This window comes from Candidatus Zixiibacteriota bacterium, assembly GCA_021159005.1.
In the GTDB taxonomy this organism is placed as follows: Bacteria; Zixibacteria; MSB-5A5; order UBA10806; family 4484-95; genus JAGGSN01.
The window spans coordinates 1-21,484 of record JAGGSN010000036.1 but is presented as its reverse complement, the minus strand read 5'-3'; the positions used below and the strand labels follow the sequence as shown (position 1 = coordinate 21,484).

Sequence of the window (21,484 nt, the reverse complement as noted above, 5' to 3'; positions counted from 1 at the left end):
GGGCTAAACCTGATGTGGCGGAGTCTTTTTCCTGTCCGTACAGAGTAATTTTAGTTTTAGCTTCACCCGCTACTTTTAAGAGTAAAGAACCGGAACCGCAGGTAGGATCATAGGCTGTAGTAGAGGTGGTTGTATTAGCAGTGCTAATCCCGATAATCTTTGCTATGATACGGCTAACCTCAGCAGGTGTATAAAACTGACCTTTACTTTTGCCGCTATCAATAGCAAAGTGACGCATCAGGTATTCATAGGCATCACCAAGGATATCATCGCCCTCTGCTCGATTTTTACTGAAATCCAGCGCTTTGTTTTCAAAAATAGCGATGAGATTAGTCAGGCGGTCGACCATTTCTTTGCCGCTGCCGAGTTTGGTTACATCATTAAAATCAGGCATATCGGACAAATGGTTGGCTTTCTCTAATGGCGCAATAATTTTCTTGTTGATGTCATCGCCAATAGTAGGCTTCCCTTTGAGCTCTACCATATCTTTGAAACTTGCCCCTTTGGGAATGATAATGGGGGCAAAAGGCACCCCGGAGTATTTATCGCTGCAATATTTGATGAACAACATAACCAGCACATAGTCTTTGTATTGGCTGGCATCCATGCCGCCTCTTAGCTCATCGCAACCAGACCACAGGGAGCTGTATAATTCGCTTTTTTTAACTGCCATATTAGATATTCCTCAATGCTTATCGCATGCTATCAGCCCAATTTTTATATTGGGGCAATATATGTATTATCTGAAAGTTAGTCAATATTATGATGGCAATATGCAAACTGAGTTTACAATCATTTTAACAATGCGTTCTTATAGTGTCATCAAATACAGTATTTTATTGATACTAATTTGATTTCATAACGATATGCTCATTTTCAACCTGATAAAAGGTTTACAATATAAAAGCCCCTACCAAATAAATGGCAGGGGCTGAAAGGTTGGGTTTACCAACCCATTATTTTCTTTAATTTTCTATGTAAGGCAACGCCAAAACTTTTCCAGGCGTCATATAGCTTTGCTTGAATAATCTCCGGAGTATCTGTTTTATAAATAACCGCCCAAGGACATCCATGTGGTGGATTTTTCAATCCGCGAGGCTTGCCTGGATACAACGCATCAAGACCTTTCTCAAAATATATTGTCGCTGAATCGGGCGTTATATCCGTTAGATAGAATGAAAAATCCGTTTTCAGGTATCTCAATGTATGCCTTTCAAGCAAATTCTGTTTAGACTTTTTATAAGATTTTGTTGCTTTGTAAAACTCATTCTGTAATTGTTTTTGAATATCGGGATCAGTTACTCCCAGCTTTTCTTTGATGTAATCATTGCCATACCTTTCTAAGTCCGCTCTTATATGGTACCGAAATTTATAAGGCTCGCTGATTTTAGATATAAAGCATATAGTGCTATTGTAATCAATAAACATGTTTTTATTTTGATTGAATCTCTGCCATTATTGGTAAAGATTACTAGATTAATATTTAATAACTTCGATAATATTCCATTATAGTTTTCCAATTATCCTGCCATCTTGGCAGTTGCCCGCTCTTATTGCCTGTTTGTAGCCGATTCGCTAATAAGATGGTCGATTTCTTGAATCTCTTTTAAAACCGGACTGATGTCATCCTCTTTTGGCAGGGCGTCTTTTTCGTCAAGTCGGGTATCGGTCTGTTGTAATTTCTTCAGCTTCTGCCTGAGATTTGAGCTGTTAATGAATTTCTTATTTCGCTGCATCATTATCATTTCTCTGGTTGTGGCCATAGTGCCTAAGCTGCTGCCCATAAAATTTCAAGGATTGGACACCATAACCTATTATCTGTTATTATCATAGACCGAAATGACCAAAGTGGCTGTAGATTTTAGGGAATTCTAATTGTCGTCAGACGGGAATTATAAATGTCGCTGATAAGTGAAATTAAGTAAAATAGCAGCACAAAGAAAACTACCGTAACCCACTGTCCTGTAATGTAATATGTTGCTTTTTAAGGGCATAAAAAAAGCGGGGTTGACGAGACTCGAACTCGCGGCCTTCTGCGTGACAGGCAGACGTTCTAACCAAACTGAACTACAACCCCGTAAAATTATCTATTTTAAAAAACTTAAAGCCTTCCCGACTCTAAAATCGGGATACTCTAACCAAACTTAACTACAGCTCTTTTTAGGATTCAGACGATTGAGCGCCACTTCCATTGCGTTTATGTACTAATATCGCCGCCGGGAGTACACCGCAATAGCCAAGAACTAATAGTATGGGTGCAATTGTTATATCTCCTATAGCTAAAAAGATATAACCAATAACTATCATCCCTAAGCCAACAGCCAATAAAATAAAATTCAACTTGCCGAATCCCAAGTTCTTTTCAGTATTTTTCGATGTTTTTCCCTTTGCAGCCATAACATTAACCAATCATCTAAATATTAAACAACACTCGAAACTAAATCATTTTTAAGAAATGTCAAGCGAATTTTAGTAATACTCCTATGAAATATAGTTAACCCGAATTATTTATAAATTTCTCAACATTAGCCCTGGTTACCAAGTGACGCTTGGCAGCTATGAGGAATGATTATTTCCATCAAATTTACATTCTATTTTTCGATTCCCTATCCCATTTTAATATGTTTTAGCCTACAAACCAAAAGAAAAGGCGGCCAAACCGACCGCCTTTAAATTTATCGTTCTTGCTAATTAGTTTACTTCAGCATCATCATTTTCTTAGTAACAACATCATCAGCTTGTTTCAATTTGTAGAAATAAACACCTGAAGCTACAGAGTTGTCGCTATTATCAGAACTGTTCCAAGTAACAGTATGCGTGCCGGCATTTAACTCTTCACTGACAAGCGTTTTAACCCTGCGTCCAATAATATCGTAAATCTCAAGTGTTGTATAACCGGAAACAGGCAAATTAAATGAGATTTCAGTAGTTGGATTAAACGGATTAGGATAGTTCTGCGCTAATGAGAAAATAGAAGGAATAACAATATTTTCATCACTAATACCTGTATTAATACCCGGGTTTAATACTACAGCATCAATAAACCAACCATCGCGATTAACTGAACCATCAGTACCAAAACGGAATGCAAGTTGTATAGTTTGACCGGCATAACTAGAAAGATCGACCACACATGGCTGCCAGCCGCCGGAACTATTAGTAAAACCAGGTTCGTAATCTAAGCCAACAACACTATTATCCGGATAGCCGCCCTCCGGAGTGATAACATTCCAAGTCGAACCGCCGTTAGTAGTAATTTGAATATTACCGCCGTCCCAGCTGTTTTCTATGTCAAACCAGTGATAGAATGAATAACTCGCTTGATCACCAACTTCGTATATGATAGTCGTCAACCAGTCATCGACATTGTTTGGGTAATCGCCATTCAGCGTAGTGCCCCAGACATTGCTGCCATCGTATGCGCTGTCAGGACCCGCGCCGGGAGATCCCCATTGCCAGCATCCACTACCAACATACCCGCCATTATCATACTCGAATGATTCGAGCATCTGAAGGTAGAAATCCTGTGAGGCTGTATCGTTTTCGGGAATATATACGCTTGCTAAACCGCAGCCATGGCCACTAGCGGCAGCCTCGATATTGTAGGTTGCGCCGCATGGGATATTATCAAAATAATAGTAGCCATCACTATTGGTATATACAACATCTAACGGAGTATCATTAACAGAAAGCACTGCATTTTCTAAAGCAATGGAATCCGAATCATAAACATAACCATGAAGAAAACCGTAATCAGCATAGTCAAGATAGAAATCCTGGTTAACTGTTTGGTCGGCTGTAATCGTAACTGCTGCAGTATCGGTATAATGTCCAAAGAAACTGGCGATAAGCGTATATGTAGTGTCAGCCGGCAGTCCGATATGATAAAAACCATTTTCATCAGTGTAAGATAATCTGGTCGAACCATCAACTTCTATTAAAGCGCCGTCAAGCAGATTTGATTCCTCATCATAAACATAACCCTCAACAAAACCATAACCCTGCTGAGCTACTAAACAAGCCTCATAAAGATCTATAATGCCATAGCCATATGTGTTGTCATCACCCGCATCGCCAAGATCATAGGCAGTAGCCAGCAGTATTTCTTTGATTGAATCAACATCAAGATCAGGATTCGCCGAACGAATCACACCGATAGCGCCGGTAATATGAGGAGATGCCATAGATGTTCCGCTCATTGTAGTATAGCCGCCGCCGGGTACAGAGCTTCTAATATTATCACCCGGAGCCACCACCTCAGGTTTGCATGCCATCGAGCCATCAGGCGTGCAATACACCGGACCGCATGAGGAGAAACTTGATATAGGTAAATGCGGAAGATTGCCATTAACAGAACCAACCGAGAAACAATTGTATTCCGTTGTCGCTCTATCGGCAGGTGTTCTTACAGCATCAGCCTGATTACCCTCGTTGCCTGCTGAGAATACAACCGCAGTACCAGCAGCTTCGAGGTTATCAATAACCACCCAGAAGGTTTCATCACAGGCAGGAACACCATGATAAATTGGTGAAATGCCCCATGAGTTGCCAACAGCATCCGGATTGTCCTGAGTTTCAGGATTGCCATCGGGATCGACAAACCATTGAAACGATAGGATTGCATCAGCAATTGTGCCGGGAATTCCGCCGCCTCTGTCGATAGGCGCGGCAGAAATCCATTGGGCTTCAATGGCAACACCAATAGTATCACCGTTGGGAGAACAACCGCAAATTGTTCCCATCGTATGGGTTCCATGACTACCGGAATCCTGAGGGAATGTCCATCCTGCATATGGATCAAACCAGCTTTCATCAACATCGCCGTCATTATCAACATCACCGCGGAAACGGTCGCTGAAAGCCGGATGATTGCCATCAACACCGGTATCCATATTGGCAACTACCCTGCCAGCGCCAGTAAAACCGGCAGCCCAAGCCGCCGGAGCGTTTATTCTAGCCAAACCTATTTCAATGGAAGTTGTTAGCGGAGGATCGCTCTTGCCGATTTCCACCGGAGTTATACCCTCAATTATATAATTGTAGTATAAATCCGAAAATTCGGATAAGCTTGCAATTGCCTCAATGCCTGCCTTATTGGCAGTAACAATGAACATATTGGCAATCCATACCTTTTTATAGCGTTTGATAAGACCTTGTGATTGTAAATCATCAAGGTAAGTTGCCGCTGATTGCTGTGTTAGATTCGCTTTTTCCTGAAGTGCTTCAATAACTATTCTATTTCTCTCAGCCAGCGTAGCATTATCCTGTTTTAGTTGTCTTTTTAACGAGACAATATCTACCTGGTCGCTCATCATTACAACAACATCTACTTCGCTGCTGGCGGTCATATCCTGTAAATGATCCGCCAGATACGGACTGATTTCACCAGACCATGCCATTGAAACAACCAGTAAAACAAGCAATAAACTCACCACATTGGATTTTAGCATTCCAACTCCTTCTTTGTGTTTAAAAAATTAAATATATTACCATCAATGAATTCATAATTCCTTAAGAAATATAGCAAAAAGCATGCCTTTGATTAAATAAAGAAACCCCGTTATTTGTTATACATAACAACAAGTTAAAAAAACACACAGTAAGTAAAATATCATAGGTGTTACAATATACAACAAATATTATAAAATGCTTATAATGATAACCTTAACAATAAGATAAAGCACTTTGCTTATGATGAAAACAGTAACGTTGTTAATATTGTAAACACGTAATATTGTAACATTTGCGGTTAATTTAATTTTATCGAAAATTTTACGTTATAGGAATAATATTAAAATGAAGTGCATTTAATATGAAATTAAGGTGCGGCTACGTAAAAGAATATTACTGCTTATAAAGGGGAGCTTTCGTTTCCAAACTGACAATACCGCTATCAGATAGGACAATCCAGTATTTTCCAAATCGTTTTAGCATAATAAACTCGCTTTCAAATTCACCAACCTTGGAAACGCCTTTTGCCAACCCAAATATACCGCTAAAGCTTTCAAGGTCAACAGCGCCTCCCTTAATATGTTGAGTATTCAGTATGGGGGCATCTGCTCCGGGTGGTTTATGACCTTTATAATCGCTTAAGAATTCAGAGATTTTACAGTAATCAGGACCATTAAAAATTAGCGTAAGATAATTAGATAAATTTATATACTGTCCTTGTATTTTCCATGAATTACCGGATAGATAAAATGTAGTTGGCGTGCTAAGTACACCCTCTTGGAATGGGTAATAATTAATCTCCATTGATTTTACAAGATCGCCTTTTTGTTTAACCTCGATATAACCGATTACATTAGATGGTTCATACGAGTGGAAACTTTTTAACTGATTAGCGCTCCAGAAAAATAGCCAGGAAATTATAAACAGAATAGTTGCCAAGAAAATCGCCCAATAACTAACACTGCCCGGAATAGTCTTAGCTTTACCCTCCGAGGCATTGAAAGACAATCGGCGAATTAAGCGAAGTAAAAATAATATTAATAGAATTACGCCAATGCCAAGTAATAAAACAGCTATAAGAATAGCTTTTATCATCTGAATACTGCCTTAATTTATAATAAAAAACGGTTATTTTTTTTGTATTTCCTGTTTCTTATCAGGATGTGCAATCTGATTTACCGATTTATTTATCATGTTTGAACTGCCATGAAAAAGCGCGCCATGTTCAATTAGCAATGATTTTGCAATAAGATCGCCGCGAAGTTCGGATTTAGCCTGAAGCTCAACTTTTTCAGAAGCTTCAAGATTGCCTTCAACTCGTCCGCCAAGAATTATAGATTTAGCCTTAACCTCAGCTTTTACCTCACCGTTCGGACCAATAGTTACAACATCATTAGATATTAATTTCCCTGAAATGAATCCATCAATACGAGTGGAACCATCGATGGTTATCGTTCCTTCAATCTTAGTTCCCTTACCAATGATAGTGTCGAGCTTACCTTCACTTTTCAAATCTTTGTTTGACATTTTATTTCCTTCTAAAAGCTTATGTTAATCCAGAAACGGTGATGGGTCTATCGCTATATTATCTTTTAGTATTTCATAATGAAGATGCGGAGCAGAGGACCTTCCGGTATTACCCGACAAAGCAATGACATCACCTTTATATACCTTTTCGTTCAAGCTGGTCATCATTTTCTGGTTATGGCCATATACGGTTTTATATCCATTTTCATGATCAACCATAATTATATTCCCGAAAGCATCATCCCAACCCGCCAAAACCACAACGCCAGTTGCAGTAACAACAATAGGCGTGCCTTCCCGAACAGCAATATCAATGCCGAGATGTTTTTCCTGTCCATCCTCGCCATTATTAAATCCCCTGGTTATCCAGCCATACAATGGCCTGCCCTGGGGTATTCTAAATTTCTCCAACTCTTCAGTTGAAAGAGGTACAATATCCCCGATAAAACCGGCGACAGTTTCTTGGTTGGCGGTATCGATTTGCAGAGAATCATCAAGCAATTCATAGGAGGAATTCATGTCATCAATTTCAATTCCAGCTAAACTGGCAATTTTAGCAACCAACTTTTGATTTTTATTAAAACTTCTCTCTATTTCAACAACCCTGGCGCTATAATCTCTCAATTTCTCGTTTTCGTTCTCCAGTAAATCAGCTTCCATGGCTCTATAGGATATCTTACCATAAAATATCGTCGCCGCTATAAGGCTTATCATCCACAAGGCAACGAGAAATATTACAATCCTCGCTACGATAGAAGATAGCCTAAAATTAAATGACGGCTCTTGCCCTTGTGGTACAATTAATATATCAATATACTTTTTCATAATGCTTCGGTAAATTTTAACTGTTCTAAAATCCTTGTTAGGCTATCATTGTTGTAGTACTCAATAATAATACGGCCGCCCTTTTTGCGGGGCAATATAGATACCTTGGTCTGCATCATGCTTTTTAATCTATCTTCGATTGACAGCAGGTGGGATGATTTCATCACCGCCCGTCTCGCCGAACGCTTTCTGCTTTCACCATAAACTAATTTCTCAAGTTCTCTTACAGAGAGTTTTTCCTTAATAATCTTATCGGCAAGATCTAGTTTTTCTTTCTCTCCCGGTACAGCTAAAATTACTCGCGCCGCTCCGGCAGTCAATCTTCTGTCGATAACCATATGTTTGATTCTTTCGGGAAGCGTTAACAGGCGAAGCGAATTAGCAATACTCGAACGGTCTTTACCAACCTGAGCGGCTAATTCCTCCTGGGAAATATCGTAATCCTGAAGCAAAACCTGATAGGCGCCGGCTTCCTCAATCGGGTTTAGATTTTCACGCTGTATATTTTCTATCAATGCCATCTCCATAACATCCCGATTGGAAACTTCATCATAGATAACCGCCGGGATTCTTTCCAAGTTGAGGTATTGAGAGGCTCTAAATCGTCTTTCCCCGACTATCAATTCATAATTATCGCCGTTTCTCCTAACAACAATCGGTTGAATGAAACCTTTATGTTTGATAGATTCGGCAAGTTCTATAATCTTATCCTCGGCAAAGTGTTTTCGCGGCTGATTACGGTTTGATTTAATATGTTTTACGGCAATATCACTAATTTCTTTTTTTTCTTCGGCGTCACCCGGAGGTATCAGCGCGCCAAGTCCTCTGCCCAAAGCTACCCTTTTCATCGAGCCAGCACCTCCTTGGCAAATTTAATGTAATTTTGAGCGCCCTTGCACTCGACATCATAAAGAAGAATCGGCTTGCCAAAACTGGGAGCCTCAGACAGGCGAACATTTCTATTGATCACAGTATCGTACACTTTCTCGGCAAAATATTTCCTTGCTTCATCGGCAACCTGACGAGACAAATTAAGGCGTCCGTCATACATAGTCAACAATATTCCATGAATTTCAAGTTTAGGGTTTAGGCTTTTGTGGACCAGATTGATTGTATTCGTTAACTGGCTTAAACCCTCAAGGGCATAATACTCACACTGAATCGGAATAATAACATTTTGCGCGCAGGTCAAAGTGTTAATAGTAAGCAAGCCCAGGGATGGCGGACAGTCGATTATAATGTAATCGTAAAATTCAGATACCGATTCCAATCCCTTCTTAAGTTTAAACTCTCTATCGTTGAGATTTACCAGCTCAATTTCAGCGCCTACAAGATTAATATTAGATGGCAGCAGGTGAAGGTATTCGATATCAGTTTCGATTATCGCTTCCTCAACAGGCATATTGGTAGTTAACACATCATAGACAGACTTCTCGATATCGTTTTTATTATAGCCAAGTCCCGATGTTGTATTGGCTTGAGGGTCGATATCGACGATCAGAGTCTTTTGTTCGGCAACTGCTAGCGATGATGAAAGATTAATAGCGGTAGTGGTTTTACCAACGCCGCCTTTTTGATTGGCGATTGCTACAATTTTTGCCATGTTACCACCTCTTTATAAGTTACATGAATTTAATATATTCGTGTTTAGATTTTAATATATTTATTCCCAAAAATCAAGGAAAAAATGTTTCACGTGGAACAAATATTTTAAATACTTTTTAATATATTGATATTATTATACTTAGCAAAATACAGCAAGACGCTATCCGGCGGCAATAATGATAGAATTTTCTTCTGTAAATCTTTTTCCTTAAATACTGCCCTTAATAATGCAACATCATAAAAATGATCTGCATTTTCCCAACGCTTGTGAACAATCTCTACGTTGTTTAAATCCAAATGGTTAACCGCTTTTTGTAAAAATATGCTTCTCTTGAGACGCGGCTCAATTAAATCAATCGAAAGATCAGGTCTAGCGATAGCGATAGGAATCCCGGGAAAACCTGCCCCGCTTCCGATATCCGCAGCTTTCGCATTTAACGGGATATCATAAACGGTTAATGCATATAGCGAATCCAAAAGATGACGGTCTGCTATTATCGGTATATCTTTTTTTGAAACAAGGTTCATCACTTTTGATGACTCTTTTATTAGGTTGATATATTCTAATAAAACATTAATCTGATTATCGGTAATGGGAAGATTGTAGTTATCAAACCAGCTTTTTATTAATATTTCATCCGACATAATAATTAGATAATAAGCATTCGCCTATCAAAATGCAAGACAGACGATACATTTAATCCTTTGAAAAAAATGAATATTATTGCATTACTTCTTAAGATACACCATTAAAACCGCTATATCTCCCGGGCTTACTCCGGAGATTCTCGAGGCTTGTCCCAGGGTTGTAGGTTTTATACGTTCCAATTTTTCAAACGCTTCGTTTTTTAAGCCCTTAAAACTCGAATAATCGAAATTTTCAGGAATTGCAACCGATTCCATTTTTCTAAATTGCTGCAAGTGTTGTTCCTGACGTTTGAGATAGCCTTCATACTTAATTTCAATTAAAACCTTCTCTATTACTTGATATTTCTCATTAAAAGAATCAGGGAGTTGACTAAATATAGTATTAAAATCAATATCAGGCCGCTTTGCCGCCTTAGCTACCGTTATTGAACCATCTATTTTAGGCAATTTGATGCGTACTTTATTAAAAAGCTTATATAGCTTGTCGCGAATTTGTTTTTCCTGTTTAATTATTTCCCAGTTTCGCCCATTTAATAACCCAATCTGGCTGCCTATCTCGCTTAGTCTATCCTCGGCATTATCCTCACGGAGCAATAATCGATATTCAGCCCGGGAGGTAAACATCCTGTAAGGTTCTTTAGTCGATTTGGTAACCAAATCATCAATTAAGACCCCTATGTATGCTTGAGATCTATCAAAAACAACTGGTTTTTCGCCATTAATACTCATAAATATATTAATTGCAGCCATCAAGCCCTGCGCTGCTGCCTCCTCATAGCCAGAGGTGCCGTTTACCTGACCGGCAAAATACAGGTTTTTCAATATTTTTGATTCCATAGTAGGTTTAAGCTGGTGTGGCGGGAAGAAATCATATTCAATTGCATAAGCAGGCTTATTAAACTCAACATTCTCAAGCCCAATGATAGTCTTTGCCGCTTTCAATTGAACAGCCTCGGGCAATGAGGATGAAAAACCGTTAAGATAATATTCCGTTGTATCCAAGCCCTCCGGTTCAAGAAAGAGCTGATGGCGGTTTTTATCATTGAACCTGACGATTTTATCCTCTATCGAGGGGCAGTATCTGGGACCTATTCCTGTTATCTTGCCGCCGTAAAGGGAAGATTTTTCCAGGTTATTCAGGATTATCTCATGTGTTTTTATATTAGTGTATGTTAAATGACAGCAAATCTGTGTAATATTGACACGATTTGAACGATTTGAGAAAAATGGTGGCGGTTCATCTCCGGCCTGGGGTTCGCATTTACTAAAATCAACAGTGTTGCCATCAAGACGAGGCGGGGTACCGGTCTTAAGCCGTCCGGTTTCAATATCATGTTTAATCAAAAATTCGGTTAGGCCTTTTGATGGTTTTTCATTGAGCCGTCCGGCCGGAAATCTATCTTCGCCGATATAAATCATGCCATTGAGAAACGTCCCGGCAGTGAGTATAACAGCATTTGCGGAAATAGTTTCACGTGAAACAGTAAGCACTCCTTGACATTTTCGGTTTTTTACTATTAAGCCAACAACCTCGTCCTCAATAACCTCAAGATTGGGCTGATTCATGACTGTTTGTATCATATATTCACGATATGCCTTACGGTCAACCTGGGCGCGATGAGAATGCACTGCCGGCCCCTTACTTCTGTTAAGAATACGGAACTGGATGCCGGTCATATCGGTGCAAAACCCCATTTCACCGCCAAGCGCATCGATCTCACGCACTAACTGCCCCTTAGCCAAACCGCCAACAGCCGGATTACAGCTCATTTGGGCTATCATATCGGTCTTTAAGGTGATCAAGGCAGTCGATAAACCAAGCCTTGCACCCGCTAAAGCTGCCTCACAACCGGCATGCCCGCCGCCAATTACTATTAAACTAAAATCCATGTTGATAAAGTGTGGAAAAATGTGGAATTTATGACAATATTTGTCAACAATTCCTTTTTATTCAGTGCTGTTTTCCTTTTCACCGCTCCTATTGCTCTTTTAAAATATTTTGTCTGTAATATTATTTCCCGATACAAAACCTTGAAAATATGCTATTTAAAATATCATCACTTGTAATCTTGCCAGTCAATTCACCAATATAATTCTGTGCCTCTCTTAATAAACTGACTATAATCTCCTCAGTTTCTCCATCATTTAAAGCTTTCAATGTATTATCAAAACAACCTGAAGCCTTTTGCGCACATCCAAACTGCCTTTGCGATAACAATACACCATCCTGCGGCTCCGGCAACCTATCTATCAATGTTTCTCTAAGTCTAATAACTAAATCCTCTATACCATACCCAGTAATTGCAGATATGCGCAGCTGATTTCCCTGTGCAAACAAATTACTATATGTCGATTTTTGCATAGAATCTATATCTATTTTATTTATTACAGGAATATATGACCTGTTTGATATTATATCTAAAATATGCTTATCCTCATCATTGAATGCCCTAGAAACATCAAGTACAAAGAGGCAAAGATCAACATTGTCAATTAATCCCTTAGTTTTATCGATGCCAATAATCTCTACCGTTTCATCAGAATCTCTTATACCAGCAGTATCTGTCAATATGACAGGATAACCGCCAATATCTATATATTCGGATAGATAATCCCGCGTGGTACCTGGTTTTGATGTTACAATTGCTCTGTCAGACTTTAATAGCGCATTAAATAGGCTCGATTTACCGACATTCGGCGCCCCTACAATCGCAACCTGAGCCCGCCCCTCAGATATTCGGCCAATATCATATGTTGATATGGTCTCATCTACTAACTCGTTCAAAGACTTTATCCTGCTCTTGATTTGTTGTCGGCTTAACTTGGTTGCCTCCTCATCACCAAAATCAATTTCCGCTTCCAAAATAGCTATCAACTCAAAAAGACTATTGCTTATTACGGTAAGCCTGCTATTAAGCCGTCCCTCAAGATTATTTATCGCTAATTGTTTCGCCTTTGATGATTTAGCGTATATTACCGAGTTTACCGCCTCAGCCCTTGTTAAATCGAGTCGGCCATTAAGAAAAGCTCGCAGTGTGAATTCGCCGGGTTCGGCCAGACGTGCTCCCGATTTGCATAAAAGCAACAGTATCTGTTGCGATACAACATATCCGCCATGGCAAATAATCTCAACCATATCCTCAGCAGTAAAACTTTTTGGCGCTTCATACCAAATTGCTATTACTTCATCAACAATATCGCCCTGCTCATCTATCATTTTACAGAATACTGTCTGTCTGTTTCTCAGCTGCTTTTCGGCAATAATCTTCTCGGCAATCGTCTTTGATTGATCGCCTGTAAGCCGGACAATCGCTAAGGCTGATTCACCGGGGGGTGTAGATATCGCACATATTGTATCGTGTAAATTATACATAATAAAAATGCCCTCATATCGGCTAATGGAAATTCTATAAACCATCCGCTTGTAATCGGGCAATCTGCTGCATTATAACATCTTATCACTTAGTGGCTAACCGCTTTTCCTCATCTAATCTCTTTTTAACAATCAGTTGTTCGAATATGCCGATAACGCTGAACATTGTCCAGTACAGTACCAGTCCGGAAGGCCATCCCGCAAATAAAAATACGAAAACCACAGGCATAATATATACAAGCATCTTCTGTTTCGGGTCGGTTATGGTCATTTTCTGTTGTAAAAACATCGCTATACCCATAATTATCGGTAGGATATAGTGTGGGTCCTTTTGAGATAAATCGTTTAGGTAAAAGACAAATCCGGCACCTCTGATTTCTATGGAGTTTCTTAACACCGAAAACATTGCCCAAAATATCGGCAACTGTACTAACATAGGCAAACAAGAACCAAACGGATTAACCCCAAATTCTTTATATACTTTCATTGTCTCGGCATTTAATTTCTTCGGGTCGTTTTTAAATTTTTCCTTAACCTCTTGTATCTTTGGCTGAAGTTCTTTCATTTTCATCATGGAGGTTGAGCTTTTTCGAGTAAGCGGCCAAAAGATTATTTTCATTATGATTGAGAATATTATTATTACCAGTCCATAGTTGAAAAGTATCTTGTGAAGTTGAACGAAAATCCAGAGAATACCGATAGCAAACGGTCGAAATGCTTTCCAACCCATTTCAACAAGCTGACTTAGGTTATAACCTAAATCCTTAAGACGGTAATAATCCAGCGGACCCGTATAAACTGTAATATCATTGCTGAAACTATTATCTTTAATATCAAATGTCAGCCCAACGCCGAATTTCTTCCACTCATGCGGTTTACCCGCGGCATCCAAGATTTCATCTTTAGTTCCGACTACGAGCACCTGGGAACCCTCCTGTGAATCAGCGATGATAGCATTAACAAAGTATTTTGATCTAACTGCTACCCATTTGGATGTACCGGAAGGTCGATGATATAGTTTTCCATCTTTCAAATCGCTGCTCTCAACAACTTCACCGCCCATACAGTAGAAACCTGCATTCTTACTGAGGTCCTCCTTGTAGTCCTTTTCGGTGGTAAGTGTTGGGTTCAGCCAGCCTAAAGTTAATTCATCATCAAAACCAAAAGCATCGGCGTTTGTAATTGTCAGGCGAAGTTTGAAAGAATAACCTTCAGGGTTGAAAGTAAAATCTTTACGTATAGATGAGCCATTATCATCATTATAGATAAAGGAAACAGTTTGAGGCTCATCACCCTTTAATAATGTGGTATTATAACCAATTACATCATAAGCTATGTTGTTTACAGAATAAAGACTATCCTCGACACCCAGCGTTAAAGCTCCATTTGCTCCCCAGGGACTAATTTCGGGCGGGCTAACAAGCTGAACAAGCGAATGGCCATCAGCTCCATTTTCAGTTAAATATTTTTTTAACTGCATAGATTTGAGCAATCCGCCATGAGATGATAAAACAGCTATGAAATTCTCGGTTTCGACCTTTATGAGCTTTTCCGGTTCAAGGTCAATCGTATTTAAGGATACTTTATTCTCTGCTTTAATATCCTTTTGATTTGAGGTATTTTCTTCAGAATAATTATGTATGTCTTCAGTCTGTGTTTTATCGATATGATTTTCGCTCTCGGCAATTGGCTGGTTTTGCTCATCCTGCCCGCTATTTGGCTGTTGGGGATTAAATATATTGCTCCATTGCGGCCACAGGAATAAAATTAGTAAAATTAACAGAAAACCGACTATTGATCTTTTATCCATAACTACCTTTGGTTTACCGGGTCATAGCCGCCCTTGCCCCAAGGGTTGCATCTTAGTATCCGCCACATGCCTAATGCTGTGCCTTTAATTGCGCCATGGGTTATCAGCGCTTGACGGGTATACTCGGAGCACGAGGGATAAAAACGGCAGCTGTTTGGAAATAACGGGCTAATGATAATCTGATATAGCCGCACTAAAGCCGCCAGTGTTTTCGCAGGAATATTTATTATCTTATCTGACTTAATAGTTTTCTTAACTCCTCAATTATCAATGATTCGTTTTCCGTTTTTCCGAGCATTCTTATTATTATCCAATTGTTTTCAGGCCAATTGTCTTTATTATGCCTTAAAAATTCCCGTATTATACGCTTAATTCTGTTTCTCGCGACAGCTTTGCCAAACTTTTTTGGCACACTTATAGCAAACCGTGTTGACTCGCAATCGATATAGCGTATCTCAATAATGTTCCCGGTGATTTTCCTGCCGGTAAAAATTACTTTTCTAATAGCATTTCTGCCATGCAGTCTGTTGTCTTTCGGGAAATTACTCGTCTGAAACGCTGAGTTTTTTTCGTCCTTTGGCACGGCGTCTTTTTAGGACATTACGGCCAGCCTTTGTCGACATCCGTTTACGGAAGCCGTGGTCGTTGACTCTTTTTCTGTTAGATGGTTGAAACGTTCTTTTCATAATTTATCCATTCTATTTATATCCAAAACAACTTCTTAATATATTTTTTTATTTTGAGTCGTCAAGTAAAATATTTGCAGGAAGTTAGAAGATTTTATTTGAAAGCGATATCATCCGCCTCAAGCGGGTTTTCTTGCTATGGCAGGAACCCCTTCCTGCCATCATTACGCGCGAATGTCGTCAGGAAATCCGCCTCGGCGGACTGACGACGCGTGAAATGAAAGGATTTCTGGCGACGCGTGAAATCATCGGGCTCAATTCTTCAAATATCAATATGAAACCATCTCGAACACTCTACAATAATGATTCTAAAGGGCAGCTATAATTAGCCCGATGTAGTTTTATTAGTAAACTGTTTTATGGTTATAGCTATTTATTTACTATTAGCAGGAGGGAAAAATGAACGCAATATCTCGAAATGTTGTAATTACAATGGCATTATTCCTTGCCATTTATGCCGGAGCTTTATCTGCAGAGGATAAAATGCCCTCAATTGCGCCAACAATATCTATCGAGCAAGATGAAATGCCGCCGGGTATGGGCTTTATCCCGCCGCCGATGGATTTATCTCATCTGAAAGGTCAAACAATACCGGAACATCCGGCTGCATTAGATTTACCAACCCAATATGATTGGCGTCAGCAAAGCAAGGTTACGGCTGTCAGGAATCAGGGCAGCTGCGGCGCATGCTATGCTTTTGCTGCGCTTGCTAATATCGAGTCTAAGATGCTAATTGATGGTGCCGGTACTTATGATTTCTCCGAAAACAATATCAAAGAATGCAATTTCTATGAAACCAGCTGTAATGGCGGCAATTTTATGATGATGGCTAACTTTTTATCCAAAGCCGGCACTGTGCTTGAAGCTGATGATGCTTATGTGCCAAGCAATACCGCTTGCAACTCAGCCTGCACTTTTCAAAAAACGCTATTAGATTGGCGAATGATTTGCGGCAACAGCGTGCCTGAAGATTCGGTGCTAAAAAATTATATCTATAACTATGGACCGGTATACACATCTCTTTATGCGGGAAACGGCGATGCCTGGGATACCGAATTCGGCGGCTATGATGGCTCCTATACACTTTATTATACCGGTGGCGAGACTACTAATCACGCTGTATTTATTGTCGGTTGGGATGATAGTTTGAGTCATGCCGGCGGAACCGGCGGCTGGATTGTAAAAAACAGCTGGGGCACAAGCTGGGGAGGAATATGCGGGTATGGCTCCGAAAACGGCTATTTCACTATCGCTTATGGTTCTGCCAGCATCGGGAAATACTCATCTTATATGTATAGCTGGCAAAATTTTGATGATAACGGCGAGCTGTATTTTTATGATGAAGGCGGCTGGGCGCTGAGTTTTGGCTATAATGACACGACAGCTTATGGGATGTGCAAGTTTACGCCATCTCAAAATACATATCTGACAGGCGTTGAACTCTGGACAACAGATATAACAACCGATATCGATATTTATATTTATGATGATTTTGACGGTACGAACCTGGCTAATTTATTAGCCAGCAAGGAAAATTCCAGCTTTAATGAAGCCGGTTATCATTCGATTGCATTGACGACTCCTTTGACATTGACAAATGCTGATCCGATATATGTAAAAGTAAAATTTTTAAATGACAGCTATGGGTATCCTTTGCCAATTGATGACCAGGGTTCATTTGAAACCTCAACAACGTATTATAGCCATACCGGCGCTAATGGTTCATGGAGCGATTTGGGAGCAAACTACAGCGCCGATTTGGGCATCCGGATTCGCACAACTACAGTTGTCGGCATTGATGACATAAACGGCTTGAAGCTGCCCGAATCTATATATTTGTCGCAGAACTACCCGAATCCATTCAATGCTAAAACAACAATCGAATACGGCATTCCCGAAGCATCACATGTTGCCATTGATATATATGATATGCTCGGCCGTAAAATCGAGACCATAGTGAACGATTACAAATCAGCTGGCGTATATAAGGTTAACTGGAACTCAAACGATATTCCTTCCGGGGTATATTTCTACCGGTTAAAAGCCGGAACACTTACGGAAGCGAAGCCGATGCTCTTATTAAAATAGCTAATCTATTGCTACGTTATAGTAATGATTCATTAATAACTTTACAATAACCAGTCATTGCGAACCGTAGGCGAAACAATCTGTTTATATGGTACTAAACAAGTTACAAATTGCCGCGTCGTCCGCCAGAGGCGTCCGCCTAAGGCGGACTCGCAATGAATTTCAATATTTTTTATGAATAATGCGGGTTAATTAGAAGCTTTTTCGGGTACTGAGCTTTTATCAATATCAAGCATATTAACAGTATCGGTATATTTTTTCGTAACAGGCTCAACAATCTGCATTAATCTTTTAGTAACTTGTCGAATTTTTAAAGTACTTCTTTCGATAACTTCTAATTTCGAGACAACACTTTCGGGCAAATTATCTTTTTCCAAGAGAAGCAGTTGAGCATTTCCCAAAGCCGCAGTTAGAGGATTATTTATTTCATGATTTATAGCAACCGCTGTTTCAAGAATTGCTGCAATTCTTTCTCCCTTAACGATTAATTTATGGTCTTCTTTTAGCTGTTTAAGAGCTTGAGCAACTTCATTATAACCGTCAGGCTTGTACAATTCATTTACGATACTTCTGAATTTGGAAAATATTATCTCATCACTAATGAATACGCCTGTAAAAAGCGCGGTGAATTTCGACCCGAACAACTCAAATTCGTCCCATGCGATATTAGTGAATTTTTCAACCGTTGGTAAAAATGAAATTATCTCATCCTTCAATTCATCGGAAATTACGCTGTGATGATTAGATTGGATTTCCAATAGTCTTTCCGATGGGATAAATTCTTTGCTGCCTTTATCCTCAATCCAATAAGCTTTTTGAGAGTTATCGTTTTGAGCAATAAAAATGCCCATAATGCCTAAGACTTTCATTTCCGGAAATGTTTGTATTAACAGTTTATCCATTTCAACCTGCCTGCTCATTTGATGTAAACACATGAAAAATATACCCCTTTTGTCAATTCACTTATAGCATAATACATATCTTTTTGTATGCGTCTATGGCTATCAAGTTTCATGATGCTAAAAATTATACGTGAATTCGTCAGGCATTCCTTATCCTGAAATTCTACACGTTCTCCTACTTAATTATTAAATCCAGTCAATTTCTGGCTACTATTATTACTATAAAATCAGCTTTACAATAAATGTCAACAGAATAATTGTAATAGTGCGCCCTTTTTATCAATTTGCTTAATATAAAGAAGTTATACAAGACTCCAACCGAAGAAGATATACTCAAACCGGGTATTTTTAACTATACTGCAATTATTATATCGAGTATGGTAACGTATAAAAAAAGCCCGTCTGCATTATAGCAAACGGGCTTGGTTGTTTATGAATTAGTGCAAGTTATTCGCCGAATTCCCGTAAGATTGCCCTGAAGGTCTGCCGCATACCATCAACCGGCATAGAATAGGTGTCGAAATTCAACATAGCCGTTCTCGCCGCACCGTTGATAGTAGTAATATGACCAACTATAGTTCCATAATAAGAACCCGGCAATGATCCATCAACCCATGGTCCCCATCTGAAGATAGGTTCTACGGTTACAGTGCCATCATCTCTGAAATGATTCTCATTTACTCCTTGCAAAATTCCCGTCGCATAATCATCCTGAGATCCATTTTTAGAAATATCAAGAGTCATACTGCTCGGCAAATCAAGCTCAGTCAATGTATCTTTTGTAGCCGTAGTAAACCACCACTCATAATCCCAGGCAACAGCATCAATAGTTGTGTCGGCAACAATAGAATCCGGAGCAACGCCTAAGGTATCAAAAACCTCATAAGCATCATAAAACACACGATCATACCACCAGCCAACAGTATCGATAGAACCGATGATTGTAGTATCATCAGAAATACCCAGCCAGTCATATTCTATATCGCCGCTTACAGGAGGATTGTTGTTGTACATCCAGGGTAAGTTCATGGAGCCGGTAACAATCAGGTTGCCGCCGCTTTCCAGATAATGGTATAAAACACCCAATCCATCACCGCCGACGATATCATACCACCAGGTACCATCTGCGTTTCCAACCTCAGAATCGGAACACCATATTATAGTGGAATAGACCGGATTGCCGCCAACAACTAAGTCGGTAGAATCGGGCATGCCAAAAACGTGATAGTCCCACTCAGCCATAGCATAACGATTGAGGGTGCTTCGGTAGAATTCCTTTTGGTCGCGTTCTTTGGCGGCGTCAGTATCGCCCCAGCCGTTCAGGAATAAGTAGTCATCTATGTACAGAATATCTGCAGCTTTGACTACAAAATAAAGCGAATCCCAATCGGTTGTGTTTCCAGCCTGGTCGCGGCATCTGACAAAGAACTTTGCCGGATCAGCAGCAGCAACATTGTTATAAATCACAGACGTGGCAATAGTCCAAGCTGCGCTTGTATCGTCTATTGTTGGAAAAGCAACCTGATACTCGAGGTCGTCCTCATTATTGTTGCCGTCCTCCCCGGTCCAAGAAAACGTTAGATTACTGCCAACAGCAATAAATGCTCCGTTTAGCGCGGTTTTCAAAGCCTGGTCAATTGCAAATGTAGGAGTATCAGTATCGGAAGGAATTGTTGCGGTATCAGGAGCAACCGTAAAGGATGTTGACAATGAATCTACACTGTTTTCTGAGTCTTTTACTTTAACATGGAAAGTGTATTCGATTCCAATTGTATCTGTGTTCGTACCGCCATACAGATTGTCATAGGTAAAGCTGGTTATACCGCTGTCGCTATTAGCCCAGGCTGATTCATTTGTAGCCAATGTATCACCCGAAGCAGAAGCGAGATACCACTCGTAGAGATTTATTTTACCGCTGCCTCCGGTAGATGTCCACACAAATCCCACACTGGAATTATTCGGGACTAATGTAGAATCATCAGGCGCAGATACCATTATTAATCCTAATGGCCTGCTTGGGTCTGGCGCCCATGGTTCATCAGTGCTGCAGCCGATAATGATGGCGAGGATCGCCACTACACCGGCGACGAGCAAAATCAGACGATTTTTTCTAAACATATCTAATTTTCTCCTTATGTTTAATTTACCAATCAATTTTTTATTCCTCGCCAAAGTAATTTGTTAACATATAATCATAGTTGGCATTAGAGGCATCAGCATCCATGCGATATGGTCTGCCGGCCATGAATATGAACTTACCGCCGGACTCAGGTTCGACCAAAATTCCGCCTGCAGCTCCATAAGACATATCCGTGAAGAGTAAAGTAACATCTTCATGCGTAGGCAGAGCGGGTAAATCTGTTAGCGATGCCCCGGCTGCGGTCTGATCAACTAAGCCTTCGGCAACGGCCGTTAAACCATCGATAGAAACTTCTATCTGTGCCCAACTGCTAATCTGAGCATAATCTTCAAGCTCGTCATGAACAAACCGTGAACCATACCTGGTAGCTAAAAGCACATTGCCGCCGGCATTCAAATACGATAGAATCAAGGGGAACATAGAAGCATA

General features: G+C 39.9%; 21 protein-coding genes and 1 tRNA gene. 1 reads left to right on the top strand and 21 read right to left on the bottom strand.

Features of this window, described 5'->3' with window-relative positions; all coding sequences use genetic code 11:
• The 18 genes from J7K40_02525 to rpmH form a co-directional block, all read right to left on the bottom strand.
• On the bottom strand, positions 1-673 hold a 673-nt coding region (locus tag J7K40_02525), incomplete at its 3' end, for an SAM-dependent DNA methyltransferase (protein ID MCD6161271.1).
• Between the two features lie 272 nt (positions 674-945).
• Entirely contained in the window at positions 946-1,428 is a 483-nt protein-coding gene (locus J7K40_02520; GenBank protein ID MCD6161270.1) for a hypothetical protein, read from the bottom strand.
• A gap of 122 nt (positions 1,429-1,550) precedes the next feature.
• Positions 1,551-1,784, bottom strand: a complete 234-nt coding sequence (locus tag J7K40_02515; protein MCD6161269.1) for a hypothetical protein — start codon at positions 1,782-1,784, stop codon at positions 1,551-1,553.
• A 218-nt stretch (positions 1,785-2,002) separates the two neighbouring features.
• Positions 2,003-2,077 (bottom strand) — tRNA-Asp (locus tag J7K40_02510).
• An 83-nt stretch (positions 2,078-2,160) separates the two neighbouring features.
• Positions 2,161-2,397: a hypothetical protein gene (locus J7K40_02505; protein ID MCD6161268.1), complete on the bottom strand. Its 237-nt coding sequence runs from the start codon at positions 2,395-2,397 to the stop codon at positions 2,161-2,163.
• A 299-nt stretch (positions 2,398-2,696) separates the two neighbouring features.
• Positions 2,697-5,450, bottom strand: coding sequence for a S8 family serine peptidase (locus J7K40_02500; protein MCD6161267.1), 2,754 nt, complete (start codon positions 5,448-5,450; stop codon positions 2,697-2,699).
• A gap of 394 nt (positions 5,451-5,844) precedes the next feature.
• Positions 5,845-6,546 carry a hypothetical protein gene (locus J7K40_02495; GenBank protein ID MCD6161266.1) on the bottom strand — a complete coding sequence of 234 codons (702 nt, stop codon included), beginning with the start codon at positions 6,544-6,546 and terminating at the stop codon, positions 5,845-5,847.
• 33 nt (positions 6,547-6,579) lie between these two features.
• Entirely contained in the window at positions 6,580-6,978 is a 399-nt protein-coding gene (locus tag J7K40_02490; protein ID MCD6161265.1) for a polymer-forming cytoskeletal protein, read from the bottom strand.
• A gap of 24 nt (positions 6,979-7,002) precedes the next feature.
• A complete protein-coding gene (locus J7K40_02485; protein MCD6161264.1) occupies positions 7,003-7,803 on the bottom strand; it encodes a peptidoglycan DD-metalloendopeptidase family protein in 801 nt (266 codons plus the stop codon).
• On the bottom strand, positions 7,800-8,651 hold the full coding sequence (locus J7K40_02480; protein ID MCD6161263.1) for a ParB/RepB/Spo0J family partition protein: 852 nt from the start codon (positions 8,649-8,651) through the stop codon (positions 7,800-7,802). Before J7K40_02480 ends, J7K40_02485 begins: the two co-directional genes overlap by 4 nt.
• A complete protein-coding gene (locus tag J7K40_02475; GenBank protein MCD6161262.1) occupies positions 8,648-9,406 on the bottom strand; it encodes a ParA family protein in 759 nt (252 codons plus the stop codon). The genes J7K40_02480 and J7K40_02475 overlap by 4 nt, the downstream gene beginning before the upstream one ends.
• A gap of 107 nt (positions 9,407-9,513) precedes the next feature.
• Positions 9,514-10,053 carry a 16S rRNA (guanine(527)-N(7))-methyltransferase RsmG gene (gene rsmG, locus J7K40_02470; GenBank protein MCD6161261.1) on the bottom strand — a complete coding sequence of 180 codons (540 nt, stop codon included), beginning with the start codon at positions 10,051-10,053 and terminating at the stop codon, positions 9,514-9,516.
• A gap of 84 nt (positions 10,054-10,137) precedes the next feature.
• Positions 10,138-11,946 carry a tRNA uridine-5-carboxymethylaminomethyl(34) synthesis enzyme MnmG gene (mnmG, locus tag J7K40_02465; GenBank protein MCD6161260.1) on the bottom strand — a complete coding sequence of 603 codons (1,809 nt, stop codon included), beginning with the start codon at positions 11,944-11,946 and terminating at the stop codon, positions 10,138-10,140.
• Between the two features lie 121 nt (positions 11,947-12,067).
• Positions 12,068-13,429, bottom strand: a complete 1,362-nt coding sequence (gene mnmE, locus J7K40_02460; protein MCD6161259.1) for a tRNA uridine-5-carboxymethylaminomethyl(34) synthesis GTPase MnmE — start codon at positions 13,427-13,429, stop codon at positions 12,068-12,070.
• Between the two features lie 85 nt (positions 13,430-13,514).
• Positions 13,515-15,239, bottom strand: coding sequence for a membrane protein insertase YidC (yidC, locus tag J7K40_02455; GenBank protein MCD6161258.1), 1,725 nt, complete (start codon positions 15,237-15,239; stop codon positions 13,515-13,517).
• Between the two features lie 2 nt (positions 15,240-15,241).
• On the bottom strand, positions 15,242-15,484 hold the full coding sequence (gene yidD, locus J7K40_02450) for a membrane protein insertion efficiency factor YidD (GenBank protein MCD6161257.1): 243 nt from the start codon (positions 15,482-15,484) through the stop codon (positions 15,242-15,244).
• Entirely contained in the window at positions 15,466-15,822 is a 357-nt protein-coding gene (rnpA, locus tag J7K40_02445) for a ribonuclease P protein component (GenBank protein MCD6161256.1), read from the bottom strand. The genes yidD and rnpA overlap by 19 nt, the downstream gene beginning before the upstream one ends.
• On the bottom strand, positions 15,782-15,925 hold the full coding sequence (rpmH, locus tag J7K40_02440; protein MCD6161255.1) for a 50S ribosomal protein L34: 144 nt from the start codon (positions 15,923-15,925) through the stop codon (positions 15,782-15,784). Before rpmH ends, rnpA begins: the two co-directional genes overlap by 41 nt.
• Before the next feature lie 399 nt (positions 15,926-16,324).
• Between rpmH and J7K40_02435 the strand changes: the two genes are divergently transcribed.
• Positions 16,325-18,013 (top strand): T9SS type A sorting domain-containing protein, encoded by a 1,689-nt coding sequence (locus tag J7K40_02435; GenBank protein MCD6161254.1) that lies wholly within the window; start codon positions 16,325-16,327, stop codon positions 18,011-18,013.
• Positions 18,014-18,201: 188 nt separating this feature from the next.
• Here J7K40_02435 and J7K40_02430 read toward each other — a convergent pair whose 3' ends face one another.
• The 3 genes from J7K40_02430 to J7K40_02420 form a co-directional block, all read right to left on the bottom strand.
• On the bottom strand, positions 18,202-18,948 hold the full coding sequence (locus tag J7K40_02430) for a hypothetical protein (protein ID MCD6161253.1): 747 nt from the start codon (positions 18,946-18,948) through the stop codon (positions 18,202-18,204).
• Between the two features lie 414 nt (positions 18,949-19,362).
• Entirely contained in the window at positions 19,363-21,033 is a 1,671-nt protein-coding gene (locus J7K40_02425) for a hypothetical protein (protein MCD6161252.1), read from the bottom strand.
• A gap of 40 nt (positions 21,034-21,073) precedes the next feature.
• Positions 21,074-21,484: hypothetical protein (locus J7K40_02420; GenBank protein ID MCD6161251.1), on the bottom strand; the 411-nt coding region annotated here is incomplete at its 5' end.